Below are 12354 nucleotides of genomic sequence, written 5' to 3'. Positions count from 1 at the left end.
GGAATTCAGCCGACCGGGGTCAGCACGAACACCGGGATCTGGCGGTCGGTCTTGGTCTGATACTCGGCGTAGTCCGGCCATGCGTCGACGGCACGCTCCCACCAGCTCGCCTTCTCGTCGCCGAAGACCTCCCGGGCGTCGTAATCGCGGGTCACCGAGCCGTCCTGCAGCTCGACGCGGGGGTTCTTCTTGATGTTGTGGTACCAGACCGGGTTCTTCGGCGCCCCTCCCAGCGAGGCGACGACCGCGTACTCGCCGTCATGCTCGACCCGCATCAGCGGCGTCTTGCGGAGTTTGCCGGTCTTGGCGCCGACCGTGGTCAGCAGAATGATCGGCTTGCCCTTCATGTCGGCGGCCTCGGCTCCCCCCGACTCGGCGTATTTGTCAGCTTGCTCGCGCGACCAGTCCCATGGGCTCGGGAGGTACTCCCCTTCTAACGGCATGCCCCAACTCTAGGCGCGGTCTTCGCCCCCGGGGCGCGGTTTCCGCCGCACGTCGCTTCGCCGCACGGGCCGCCGGGCAATCACGGCGCCGAGCCGGTGAGGTAGTGGGCCAGCACCGGGCGCAGCCATTCGGTCAACGTCGCGTCGTCCATCGAGGCCAGGGCGGGCACCCCAACGACGTTGCGCGCCATGGCAATTCCCAGCACCTGCGACCCCACCATCGCGGTCCGCTCGGCGGCGCGGTCGGGAGTGACGGCGGTCAGCGCCGGCGCCACCTTGTCGACGAAGACTTCCAGTAGCGCATCGGCGGCGACCCGGTTGGTTGCCGCCGCGCGCAGCAGCGGCAGAAACGATCCGCCCGGATCCCACACCCGGATGAGAAACGGCACCAGCACGTCGGCGATGCGTTCCGGGGCGACACCGGTGAGGTCGGGGAAGGTGATGTCGAGCCGCGAGACCGCGGCGAACAGATCGGCCTTGTTGCCGAAGTAGTGCATGACCAGCGCGGGATCGACGCCGGCCTCAGCCGCGATCGACCGGATGGTGGTCCGCTCGAAGCCATGAGTGGAGAACAGCGTGCGAGCAGCACTCAGGATCGTCGCGCGGGTGACTTTGCCGTCACGGGTCTTACCGGGCATGCCGAAGATTGTAGTTCAACGACTGTTGACATCGCCAGCAACCGGGCTTACGTTGATCTCAACAACTGTTGAATCGATGTGGTCGAGGAGGCCCCGTCATGATCGTCACCGTCATCCAGATCGGCCTGGACCCCGACGGGATCGACTACTCGTCAGCGGAGTTCGCCCAGTTCGCAGGCCTGTCGAAGGAGGTGCTGCGGGCCGCCAACGACGACAACGTCGCGGGGTTGCGCGCCGCGGGCTACCAGGTCGACAACTGCCTGATCGACTTCGGCACCGCCGGCGCCGAGAAGGCCGGCGAGTGGCTGCGCGCGAAGCGCTACGACGCGGTGCTGATCGGCGCCGGGATTCGCCTGGTCGCCCGCAACACGCTGCTGTTCGAGTTGATCGTCAACATCGCCCACACCACGCAACCCGGCTGCCGCTTCGTCTTCAACCGGGCCGCGCAAGCCACCCCCGGCGACATCCGTCGCTGGTACCCCGAACCGGAAGGAGCGATCCGATGAGTGCGACCGCTGTTCACGACGTCGACATCCTGGTGGTCGGAGCAGGCCCCACGGGCCTGACCGCCGCGGGCGACCTGGCCCGCGCCGGACGGTCGGTGACCGTGCTGGAGCGCTGGCCCGACGAAAACCCGACCAGCCGCGCGTTCGCCGTCATGCCCCGCACCCTGGAGGTCCTCGACGCGCGTGACGCCGCCGACGACCTGCTGGCGCTGGGGCAGCGCGGACCGGACGTGACACTGTTCGCGAAGGCCCGCCTCGACCTGACCCGGCTCGACTCGGCCTACCCGTTCGTCTTGATCACCCCGCAGACCAATGTCGATGCGGCACTGCGCCGATACGCCGTGGGCGAAGGGGCCGACCTCCAGCGTGGCGTCGAGGTGGTCGCGCTCCAGCAGGACGCCGACGGCGTCACGGTCACCGCGCGCCCCTTCGACGACGACGACCCCGCACACCGGCAGGCGTGGCGGGCCCGGTACGTGATCGGCGCCGACGGCGCGCACAGCACCGTCCGAACGTTGCTGGGCGTCGACTTTCCCGGCAAGACGGTGCTGACCTCGCTGATGCTGGCCGACGTCAAGCTGGCCCACGGCCCGTCTGACGGCGGGTTGGTGGTGGGCACCACCGGGGACGTGTTGGGGTTCTTGGCCCCCTACAACCGTCACGACGAGGACGGCTCGTGGTACCGGACCCTGGTATGGGATCGCGACCACCAGCTGCCCGATGACGCCCCCGTCGACGACGCCGAGATCATCGACGTCCTGGCCCGCGCCATGCGGACCGACTTCGGGGTGATCGAGATCGGCTGGAAGTCGCGCTTCCACAGCGACGAAAGGCAGGTCGCGCGGTACCGGCACGGGCGGGTGTTCTTGGCCGGCGACGCCGCGCACGTGCACTCACCGATGGGCGGCCAGGGCATGAACACCGGCATCCAGGACGCCGCGAACCTGGCCTGGAAGCTCGATGCCGTGCTCGGCGGTGCCGACGACCGCCTGCTGGACACTTACCAGCACGAGCGCCACCCGATCGGCAAACGGGTGCTGTTGCAGTCCGGGATGATCGCCCGCGGCGCGACGCTGCATCGGCGCCCGGCGATTTGGCTGCGTAATCTGTTGGCTCCCAACCTGCTTCGGATATCCGCGGTACAGGACTTCGTGGCCGGCAGTTTCGCGGGCACGGCGTTGCGCTACGGCCGGCGCGGACTGATCGGCACCCGCGCCGCCGCGATCCCCCTCGTCGACGAACGGTTGACGCACCTGCAGCGCGGCGGCGGCTTCGTCTTCATCCGGGAATATGGCGCCGCCCCTTTCGAGGCACCCGGGGTCCTGCAGGCCGAGCGGGCCGACCGCGGCCCGGCCGTGCTGGTGCGCCCCGACGGGTACATCGCGTGGGCCGGCGCGTCGGCTCAGGCGCCGGACCGGATCCGGAACATGGCCGCGGCGACCATCGTGCGCGCGCGGTGATGTCGCCCTAGTCCGTGTTCTCGGCCTGGGGCTCGGGTTGGTGCGCGACGAACGACCGGAGATGACGGCGGGTCTGGTGGTCTTCCGCGCCGGGCTCGCCGTCGCTGTGCCGGCCCCGCGCGTAGTCGCCTTGTTTTTCGTTCGCGGCGCCGGCCGCGGCTTCTGTTTCGCGGCCCAGTGCGGCGCGTGAACCGAGGAAGAACTCGTGCTTGCCGTGCAGCTCCTCGTCGGATTCGATGGGCCGAAGCTCGGGGGCGAATTCCTCCAGCTCGGCCCGGCGTTGCGGCACGATCATGCAGATCGGCTCGTCGACCTCGAACCGCACCGGCATGAACTCGCGGGTGAATTTCCAATTCATGCTGAAACTCGAACTGGACCAATCGGTTTCGACGATCCCTTCCAACGGCGAGATGGCGTCCTTGGGATAGTTGGCCGGCCCGCGCACCAGCAGGTTGTAGCCCGGCGGGGTGCGGAACAGCATCGGCAGGTGCCAGGTCAAGATGCCGAAGCCGAAGTGGCTCGACGGCAGGAACTGGCCGCTTTCGCGGGTGTCGGGCGCGATCATCAAGTTCGTGCGGTCGTTGCCGCCCATCCACGTCGCGGTGAAGGCGTTCCGGTTGCGCACCTCCCAGCCGCTCTGGTTGGCGATCATCATCGGCAGACACCGGTGCGGCCGGCCTTCCCGCATCTCCGTCATCCACGTCCGGCCGATCGGCGCGGGGCTGATCGGCGGCGCGATGTCATGGGTGACGTAGGCGATCAGTGGGCGGGACTGCCCACCGGATTTCTCACTCATCAGATCCTCGCTTCACCGGCCCCCATCGAACACCGCCGACCATCACCGACGTCGCCACCGCACTATCGCGACCAAACGTTAACGGTTCGTGAACCCGGCCGCCCGCCGCGAACCGGCGATCAGCGCGTTCTGGCCAGTTCCGCAATGGTATTCACCCGCCGGATCGCGGTGGCGATCTCGTCGGCGAACTCACGTCGCCGGCGGGCCATCTCCGGCTCCCCGAAGCCGTCGACCAGCTCACGATGCCGCGCCAGCCGCAGCGCGGTCTTGAACAGCTCCATCGACCGCGATTCGGCGCTGGCGATCCTGCGCTGCAGCTCCCACTGCTTGCCGACCTGCAGGCACTCGGTGAGGAAGGCGTTTTCGTCGAAGGATTCGTCCTCGTAGGCGGCAAGCCGGTCCGCGACGATGTGATAGGCGTCCAGGAACGGCCGCAACACCAGATGCGCCAGCAGCAGATCGGCCCGTTCCAGCAGCCCCCGCACGAAGACGGCACTGGTCGCCTTGCTGGTGTCCACGGGGTTGGCCGCCGGTCCGATCAGGCGGACTTCGTCGGCGAGGTCTTTCTCGAATTGCGCTCGTGCGGAGAACAAGAACTCGAATTTCAGCAATTCCCGCAGTTCGAGCGCCTCGTCGCGCACGGTCGCCGGCAGCACCGATCCGTCCGCGGCCTTTTCGGCGTCCTCGGCCGCGGCCAGCAACGCCGTCTCGGCGATGGCGCGGTCGACCAGGATGTGGATGGCGGTGTTGCGGTAAAAGGCCGCGACCAGATGTTGGTCGGTGCCGATGCCCCACACCGCCTCCGTTCCGGCGTCGTAGACGCTGACCACGCCGGAGGCGACGAGCTGGTGCAGGGTCCAGCGGATCGTGGAGCGATTGGTCAGGTCGGCCGCCCCGGCCACCGCCCAGTTTCGCGCGGCGATGTAGCTCGCCAGCGGTTGCACCGTGGCCAGCACCTCGCTGATGGACAGGGAGCGGTCGGCGCCCAACAGCGCCAGGCTGACCACCGCGGTCGGGGTGACCGCCGTCGCGCGATTGATGCGGTGCTCGACGTCCAGCGCGATGCGTTCGATCTCGGTCCCGACGCCCGACTCCTCGGACCGCAACTCCTCGAGGCGCTTGCGCAGCGGCAGCGGCTCGCCGAAGTCCAAGTAGGCCCGGCCCAGCCGGGTGCCCTGCTGGCGCGCGAGCCGGATCAGGAAGCGAAAATCCTCGGGCCGTTTCACCGCGCCGTAGGCCTCGGTGGTCATGGCCTCCACCTCGTGCAGCTGGTCGTACACGATCGAGGTGGGCACCAAATACACTTCGGGGCCGTCGATTTCGTCGACCGCGTCGGCGATGTAGCGCAGGATCCCGAACACCGGGGGCCGTAACTTGCCGGTCCTGGTCCGGCCCCCCTCGATGGACCAGGTCATATTCGCGTGGGTTTGCACCAGCTGCGCGGCATAAGCGCGCAGGACGAAGCGGTAGATCGGAATGACCTTGGTCTGCCGCCGGATGAAGATGGTCCCGGTGCGCTTGGCCCAGGCGCCCATCGGGAAGAAGTTTAGATTGGCGCCGCCGAAGGTCAGCGCGGGTGAGAGCCGGCTGGCCTGGATGACCTCGGGCAGCAACAGGCCATCCAGGTAGGAGCGATGCGAAAAGGCAAACGCCAGTGTGGCTTTGCGATCCAGCTTGCGCAGCTGGGCGATCTGATCCTCGTCGGTCAGCACGTCGTAGGCGCGCATCAGCCAGCGGCTGAAGCCGCGCCAGGCGGCCATGGCCGACTCGTCGAGCGAGGGTGCCATCTCGCGCAGGTAGCAGGCGGCCTCGGCGCGCACGCTGTCCGGCTCGCGGCCGAGCTCGTGGGCCAGCTTTTTCAGCCGCTCGTCATACCATGGCGCGCCCAGCAATTCGACGACCTCGGCCGGGTCCGTCGACAACGGTGACGTCGACTCCTCGACGATTCCGCTGCGCTGCAACAGCTTTCGCACCCCGACCCGGCCGATTTCTCGGGCGGTCCCCGCCGGTCCCCCGCTCATGCCGGTTGCACCGTGGCGGCTTCGGAGGGCTCGTGCACCTCCGGATGCGGTTCGGGCGTGTAGAGCTGCTCGATCTCGTCGGCGTATTTCGCCATGATCGGCTTGCGTTTGAGCTTCATCGTCAGCGTGATCTCGTCGCCGCCGGGCTCCCACAACGTGGGCAGGATGCGAAACCGTTTGATCTGTTCCACCCGGGAGAGTCTGTCGTTGCCCGCGGCCACCCCGGCCGCAATCCGCGCGACCACCTCCGGGTCGGCCGCCAGCGCAGCCGGCGAGGCGTCGGGCAAGCCGCGCTGGGCCGCGTACGGGCCGACCGAGTCGGCGTCGAAGACCATCAGCGCGGTGTTGTACGGCCGCCCATCGCCGATGGTGATCATCACCCCGACCATCGGGCACGCGGCCAGGATGGCGTTCTCGATGTTGGCCGGGGACATGTTCTTTCCGGCCGCATTGATGATCAGCTCCTTCTTGCGGTCCACCACGCGCAGATAGCCTTCGGCGTCCGCCTCCAGGATGTCGCCGGTGTGCAGCCAGCCCTCGGCGTCGATCGCCTCGGCGGTCTTCGCCGGCTCCTTGCGGTAGCCCCTCATCACCAGCGGACCGCGCACCAGAAACTCGCCGTCGTCGGCGATCTTGCCTTCGAGCCCGGGCAACAGTTTGCCGACCGAACCCAGCCGCGCGTCGCCTGGATGACTCACGGCCGCAACGCAGCTCAGCTCCGACATCCCCCACACCTCGGCGATCGGAATGCCGATGCCGGCGAAGAAGGCCAGCGTCTCCTTGGGGATGGGCGCCGCGCCGGAGACCGCCCAGCGCAGTTCGCCGAACCCGAGCCGCTCGCGCAGCTTCGACAACACCAGCTCGTCGGCGTGAGCCCATTCGGCGGCCAGCTCATCCGGGATCCGGCCACCGGCCACCAGCGCGTCGGCGCGCCTGGCCGCCACCGACATCGCCCACTGCAACGCCTGCCGCTTGACGTCGTCGGCCTCGTTGGCGACGGTGAATTCGATTCCCGCCTTGAGCTTTTCCCAGACCCGCGGCACCGCGGCCCAGACCGTGGGGCGCACGTCGGGCAGCGCGGCGGCGATGGCGCGGGGATCGTCGACGACGGTGACCTGAGCGCCGAACACCTCCAGGGCGTAGAGCCCCATCACCCGGTCGGCCATGTGCGCCGTCGGCAGATACGAGGTGACCCGGTCACCGAACTCCGAAGGAAGCACGGCGTTGAGGGCTTGGGACTCGAACAGCAGGTTCGCGTGGGTCATCTCCACACCCTTGGGGTTACCGGTGGTTCCCGAGGTGTAGACGAGCGTGACGATATCGTCGGGTTGTACTGCCCGCCAGGTCGATTCGAAGTCGAAGTCGTCTGCGGCCGCCGCGTACAGCTGCTCGACCGAAAGTGTGCCCGGCGGTGCGCCGTCGATGCAGACGATATGCTCGATCGGCACCCCACTGGCGCGGATCCGCTCCACGTACTGCTCCTCGCAGATCGCGACCTTGGTGCCCGCGTTGCCGAACAGGTACGTCAGCTGCTCGGCCGGCAACGTGTTGTACACCGAAAACGATGTCGCCCCAAGGTGTTGCGCACCGATCTCGAGCGGATAGAACTCGATCCGGTTGGCCATCATCAGCGAGACGGCGTCGCCGCGCCGAACCCCCAGCCCCGCCAGGCCCGCGGCGACCTTGCGCACCTGGTCGGCGCACTCGCGCCACGTCAGCGTCCGGGTTGCGCCGGGTGTGCGCAGCACGACCGCGTCGGGGTCGATCGCGGCGTTGCGCTGAAACGCCTCGCACAAGGTGGCCGGATCCTGGGCCGTCGTCATTTCCGTCCTCCTCGGCGCCACATCAGCACTGTTTTCGTGAGCCTACGTCCGGGCATCCGGGGCAGGGAACATATCGCGTGACTTCCCCGGCGGGGCCGATCTACGCCCCGGGACGCCAGAGCTGCACCGTGCTCGTCGCGCCGCCGGGCAGTTCCAGCAGCTCGATCGGCGTGCCGTCGGGGTCACGGATGAAGAACATCCGCACTCCGCCGATGTCGACGGGCGGGTCGGCCCGGACGCCGGGGTGGTCGCGCGCCACGGTTTCGTAGGCGGCGTCGAGATCGTCGACGCGAAACGAGATGTTGGTGTAGCCCAGGTGCGGGCCGCTCGGGCACTCGGGCACCGCGCCCAACGACAACAGCTCCACCATCGCCGCCCCGATCAGCCCGCCGACCATCCGTCCCCGCTGGGCGGCACCGCCGGTGACCGAATCCAGTCCGGCGCCCTCGAGTTCGATGTCGAACACCACGTCCATGCCCAGCACGGCGGTGTAGAAGGCCAGCGACGCCTCGATGTCGGAGACACCGATGCAGATGTGGGAGAAGTTCTGTACGGCGATGGGGTGCTGCTGGGTCATGCGGTCTCCTTGTCGGCGTGGGGTGGGTGAATGCCACAGGTGCAGGCGTCGATTGAGGGACAGGTGCAGCGCATCCCCCACTCGATGACGGCCCGGGCCAGCGACTCCATCTGCGCGTCGATCTCGGCCAGTTTGGCCTCGGCCAGGGCGCGGCTGACCGGGCGTCCGGGGGCGTCGTCGGCGAACAGCAGCTGGATCTCTTCCAGCGAGAACCCGGCCGCCTTGCACGGCGCATCACCTCGAGACGGGCCAGAACCGAGTCGTCATAGCGGCGCCGGCCGCCCATCCGCGCCGGCTCCGGCACCAGGCCGATCTGCTCGTAGTAGCGCAACGCGGTCGCGGCCACCCCGGCCCGTCGGGCCACCTCCCCGATGGTCAGGCTCGGCGCCATCGCACCTCCCGCGAATTTGATGCTTGACTTCGAGCCAACTCTAAATCCTTTAGCCGTTCGAACGTGAAGTTAGCTTCACGTTCGAACGCGAGCGTGCGGATAGCTTCACACTCGCGGAGAGCGGCGAAGCGCGGTGGGGCTAGCCGCCGAGGCAGCCGGGGCCGAGCAGCGCCTTGAGGTCTCCCATCAGCGCCGGCGACGGCGTAACCCGAAGGGAGGCATCGAGTTCCAGCGTGGTGATGCGGTCCCCGCTGATCAGCCGCAGATGCACCTGGGAGGTGCCGGGGTGGCGAGCCAGCACCTGCTTGAGCGCGGTGACCTTGTCGATGGTGCACTGCCGGGTCGGCAGGCTGACCGCCAGCGGCCGGTTCGACTGGGCGTTGGAAAAGTCGGGCACCACAAGCTCATTGGCGATCAGCGCGACGCGGTCGTCGCGCAGCGAGACCTTCGCCTTGATCAGCACCACGACGTCGTCGGCGATGTCGGCCCCGTGCACGGAGTACGCCTGCGGGAAGAACATCACCTCGATGCCACCGGTGAGATCCTCCAATTGGGCCGACGCCCACGGCATTCCGTTCTTGTTGACCCGGCGGTTGACCGACGCGAGGATGCCGCCCACCCGCACCTGGGTGTCGTTGGGGACATCGCCGTCGAGGATGGCCGGGATCTGGGTGTCCACCTGGGTGGTCAGCAGATGCGCCACCTGGTTGAGCGGATGCCCGGATACATACAGTCCCAACATCTCCCGCTCCAGGGCGAGTTTGTGCTTGTCCTCCCACTCGTCGTCGGGCACCTTGATGTTGAACACAGAGTCGGTGACGCTGCCGTCACTGCCGCCGCCGAACAGGTCGAACTGGCCCATCGCCTCGGCCTTCTTGGTGCCCAGCACCGAATCGACCGCGTCGGTGTGCACCAGGAACAGGCCCTTGCGGGCGTGGCCCAGCGAGTCGAAGGCGCCGGCCTTGATCAACGATTCGGTGACCTTCTTGTTGCAGGCCGCGACGTCGATCTTGTTCAGGTAATCCGAGAAGTCGGTGAACTTGCCCTTGCCGTTGCGGGTGCCGATCAGCGAGCCGACCACGTTGGCACCGACATTGCGCACCGCACCCAGCCCGAAGCGGATGTCCTTGCCGACCGAGGCGAAGTTCACCAGCGACTCGTTGACGTCCGGCGGCAGCACCGTGATGCCCAGCTTGCGACAGTCGGCCAGGTAGACCGCGGCCTTGTCCTTGTCGTCGCCCACCGACGTCAGCAGGCCGGCCATGTATTCGGCGGGATAGTTGGCCTTCAGGTAGGCGGTCCAATACGAGACCAGGCCGTAGCCCGCCGCGTGTGACTTGTTGAAGGCGTACCCGGCGAACGGAAGGATGGTGTCCCACAACGCTTTCACCGCTTTTTCGGAGAAGCCGTTGGCGGTCATGCCCTCGTAGAAGCCCTTGTACTCGGCCTCGAGCACCTCGAGCTTCTTCTTACCCATCGCCTTGCGCAGCGCGTCGGCCTTGCCCATCGTGTAGGAGGCGACCTTCTGGGCGATGAGCATGATCTGCTCTTGGTAGACGATCAGGCCGTGTGTCTCGGCGAGGATCTCGCGCAGCGGCTCCTCGAGCTCCGGGTGGATCGGCTTGACCGCCTGACGGCCGTTCTTGCGGTCGGCGTAGTCGTTGTGGGCGTTCATGCCCATCGGGCCGGGACGGTACAGCGCCAGCACCGCGACGATGTCGTTGAACTCGGTGGGCTGCATGCGGCGCAACAGATCTCGCATCGGCCCGCCGTCGAGCTGGAACACGCCCAGGGTGTCGCCGCGGCCGAGCAGCTCGTAGGTGGGTTTGTCGTCCAGCGGCACCGACTCCAGGTCGAGGTCGATGCCCCTGTTGGTCTTGATGTTCTCCAGCGCGTCGCCGATGATCGTCAGGTTCCGCAGGCCCAGGAAGTCCATCTTCAACAGGCCGATGGCCTCACACGACGGGTAGTCCCAGCCGGTGATGACGGCCCCGTCCTGGGGCCGCTTCCACAGCGGGATGGCCTCGGTCAGCGGCTCGCTGCTCATGATCACCGCGCAGGCGTGCACACCGGCGTTGCGGATCAGGCCCTCCAGGCCGCGGGCCGTCTGGTAGATGGTGCGCACGTCGGGGTCGGTTTCGATCAGACCGCGGACCTCGGCGGCCTCCTTGAACCGCTCATGGCCCGGGTCGGTGATGCCCGACAGCGGAATGTCTTTGGCCATGATGGGCGGCGGCAGCGCCTTGGTGATCCGGTCGGCGATCGCGAAGCCGGGCTGGCCGTAGTGGATGCGCGCCGAATCCTTCAGCGCCGCTTTGGTTTTAATGGTGCCGAAGGTGATCACCTGGGCGACGCGGTCCGAACCCCACTTCTCGGCGGCGTAGCGCACCATCTCGCCGCGACGACGGTCGTCGAAGTCGATATCGATGTCGGGTGCCGACGGGCGTTCCGGGTTGAGGAAGCGCTCGAACAGCAGGCCGTGCGGAATCGGGTCGATGTTGGTGATGCCCAGCGCGTAGGCCACCAGCGAGCCCGCCGCCGAGCCACGCCCCGGCCCCACCCGGATGTCGACCGATCGCGCGTAGTTGATCAGGTCGGCGACGATCAGGAAGTACGACGGAAAGCCCTTGTCGCAGATGACCTTGATCTCGTACTCGGCCCGGTCGATGTAGTCCTGCCCGACGCCGGACGGGAAGCGGCGCTGCAGCCCCGCCAGCACCTCGTGGTGCAGCCAGCTGGCCTGGTCGTGGCCCTCGGGCACCGGGAAGATCGGCATCCGGTCGCGTGGCGCCCAGACCTCGTCGTAGGACTGCACCCGTTCGGCGATCAGCAGGGTGGAATCACAGGCGCCGGGCACCTCGCCGTCCCAGATCTGGCGCATCTCGGCGGCCGACTTCAGGTAGTAGCCGTCGCCGTCGAACTTGAACCGGTTGGGGTCCGAGAGCGTCTTGCCGGTCTGCACGCACAGCAGCGCCTCGTGGTTGTGGGCGGCGTCGCGGGTGACGTAGTGGCAGTCGTTGGTGGCCAGCGGCGGGATGCCCAGCTTGCGGCCGATCTCGAGCAGCCCCTCGCGGACCCGTTGCTCGATGGACAGGCCGTGGTCCATCAGCTCCAGGAAGTAGTTGTCGGCGCCGAAGATCTCGCGCCACTTGGCGGCCGACTCCAGCGCCTCGCGCTCATGCCCCAGCCGCAGGCGGGTCTGCACCTCGCCCGACGGGCAGCCGGTGGTGGCGATGATGCCCTCGGCGTGTTCGGCGATGATCTCGGCGTCCATCCGCGACCACTTGCCGAGCTGGCCCTCGAACGACGCCAGCGAGGACAGCTTGAACAGGTTGCGCAGGCCGGCGGCGGTCTCGGCCACCATCGTCATGTGCGTGTAGGAGCCGCTGCCCGACACGTCGTCGGACTTCTGGCCGGGATCGCCCCACAGGATGCGCCGGGTGTCGAAGCGCGAGGCCGGCGCGATGTAGGCCTCGACACCGATGATCGGCTTGATCCCGGCCTTGGTCGCCGCGTTGTAGAACTCGCTGGCGCCGAACATGTTTCCGTGGTCGGTCATCCCGACTGCGGGCATTTGCAGCCGGTCCACCTCGGCCAGCATCGGCGCGATCTTCGCGGCACCGTCCAACATCGAGTACTCGGTGTGGTTATGCAGGTGCACGAAGGACGACTGGTTCATAGGGACGCCAGTCTATGACC

At 67.8% G+C, this 12354-nt stretch carries 9 protein-coding genes and 1 pseudogene; 2 read left to right on the top strand and 8 right to left on the bottom strand.

Translation table 11 applies throughout. The features are described from left to right. Nucleotides 1-5: 5 nt before the first annotated feature. Nucleotides 6-443 (bottom strand): nitroreductase family deazaflavin-dependent oxidoreductase, encoded by a 438-nt coding sequence (locus G6N50_RS03955; protein ID WP_083094134.1) that lies wholly within the window; start codon nucleotides 441-443, stop codon nucleotides 6-8. A gap of 80 nt (nucleotides 444-523) precedes the next feature. Further along, nucleotides 524-1081, bottom strand: a complete 558-nt coding sequence (locus G6N50_RS03950) for a TetR/AcrR family transcriptional regulator (protein WP_067908137.1) — start codon at nucleotides 1079-1081, stop codon at nucleotides 524-526. 98 nt (nucleotides 1082-1179) lie between these two features. On the opposite strand from G6N50_RS03950, the gene G6N50_RS03945 reads away from it, so the two are divergent. Both G6N50_RS03945 and G6N50_RS03940 read left to right on the top strand, forming a co-directional pair. Further along, on the top strand, nucleotides 1180-1587 hold the full coding sequence (locus G6N50_RS03945) for a hypothetical protein (RefSeq protein WP_083094135.1): 408 nt from the start codon (nucleotides 1180-1182) through the stop codon (nucleotides 1585-1587). Next, a complete protein-coding gene (locus G6N50_RS03940) occupies nucleotides 1584-3047 on the top strand; it encodes an FAD-dependent oxidoreductase (RefSeq protein ID WP_083094136.1) in 1464 nt (487 codons plus the stop codon). The genes G6N50_RS03945 and G6N50_RS03940 overlap by 4 nt, the downstream gene beginning before the upstream one ends. 7 nt (nucleotides 3048-3054) lie before the next feature. Here G6N50_RS03940 and G6N50_RS03935 read toward each other — a convergent pair whose 3' ends face one another. The 6 genes and pseudogenes from G6N50_RS03935 to dnaE form a co-directional block, all read right to left on the bottom strand. Continuing rightward, complete coding sequence (locus tag G6N50_RS03935) at nucleotides 3055-3843, bottom strand: DUF6065 family protein (protein WP_083094137.1); 789 nt, start codon at nucleotides 3841-3843, stop codon at nucleotides 3055-3057. Between the two features lie 119 nt (nucleotides 3844-3962). Then, entirely contained in the window at nucleotides 3963-5864 is a 1902-nt protein-coding gene (locus tag G6N50_RS03930) for a lysophospholipid acyltransferase (RefSeq protein WP_083094138.1), read from the bottom strand. Next, on the bottom strand, nucleotides 5861-7687 hold the full coding sequence (fadD11, locus tag G6N50_RS03925) for a fatty acid--CoA ligase FadD11 (RefSeq protein ID WP_083094139.1): 1827 nt from the start codon (nucleotides 7685-7687) through the stop codon (nucleotides 5861-5863). Before fadD11 ends, G6N50_RS03930 begins: the two co-directional genes overlap by 4 nt. A 100-nt stretch (nucleotides 7688-7787) precedes the next feature. Beyond that, nucleotides 7788-8264 (bottom strand): VOC family protein, encoded by a 477-nt coding sequence (locus tag G6N50_RS03920; protein WP_083094140.1) that lies wholly within the window; start codon nucleotides 8262-8264, stop codon nucleotides 7788-7790. Then, nucleotides 8261-8655, bottom strand: a pseudogene (locus tag G6N50_RS03915) (MerR family transcriptional regulator). The gene G6N50_RS03920 and the pseudogene G6N50_RS03915 overlap by 4 nt, the downstream one beginning before the upstream one ends. A 139-nt stretch (nucleotides 8656-8794) precedes the next feature. Further along, nucleotides 8795-12334, bottom strand: a complete 3540-nt coding sequence (gene dnaE, locus G6N50_RS03910; RefSeq protein WP_083094141.1) for a DNA polymerase III subunit alpha — start codon at nucleotides 12332-12334, stop codon at nucleotides 8795-8797. Between the last annotated feature and the right edge of the window lie 20 nt (nucleotides 12335-12354).

It is taken from the genome of Mycobacterium mantenii (assembly GCF_010731775.1).
In the GTDB taxonomy this organism is placed as follows: domain Bacteria; phylum Actinomycetota; class Actinomycetes; order Mycobacteriales; family Mycobacteriaceae; genus Mycobacterium; species Mycobacterium mantenii.
Note: the sequence above shows the minus strand (reverse complement) of the source record. Positions and strands in the feature narration are given on the sequence as shown.

Bases quoted from the DNA above. Each gene is read 5' to 3' on its own strand.
- G6N50_RS03950 (WP_067908137.1), bottom strand. From the start codon at position 1,081: ATGCCCGGTAAGACCCGTGACGGCAAAGTCACCCGCGCGACGATCCTG.
- G6N50_RS03920 (WP_083094140.1), bottom strand. From the start codon at position 8,264: ATGACCCAGCAGCACCCCATCGCCGTACAGAACTTCTCCCACATCTGC.
- G6N50_RS03935 (WP_083094137.1), bottom strand. From the start codon at position 3,843: ATGAGTGAGAAATCCGGTGGGCAGTCCCGCCCACTGATCGCCTACGTC.
- fadD11 (WP_083094139.1), bottom strand. From the start codon at position 7,687: ATGACGACGGCCCAGGATCCGGCCACCTTGTGCGAGGCGTTTCAGCGC.
- G6N50_RS03930 (WP_083094138.1), bottom strand. From the start codon at position 5,864: ATGAGCGGGGGACCGGCGGGGACCGCCCGAGAAATCGGCCGGGTCGGG.
- dnaE (WP_083094141.1), bottom strand. From the start codon at position 12,334: ATGAACCAGTCGTCCTTCGTGCACCTGCATAACCACACCGAGTACTCG.
- G6N50_RS03955 (WP_083094134.1), bottom strand. From the start codon at position 443: ATGCCGTTAGAAGGGGAGTACCTCCCGAGCCCATGGGACTGGTCGCGC.
- G6N50_RS03945 (WP_083094135.1), top strand. From the start codon at position 1,180: ATGATCGTCACCGTCATCCAGATCGGCCTGGACCCCGACGGGATCGAC.
- G6N50_RS03940 (WP_083094136.1), top strand. From the start codon at position 1,584: ATGAGTGCGACCGCTGTTCACGACGTCGACATCCTGGTGGTCGGAGCA.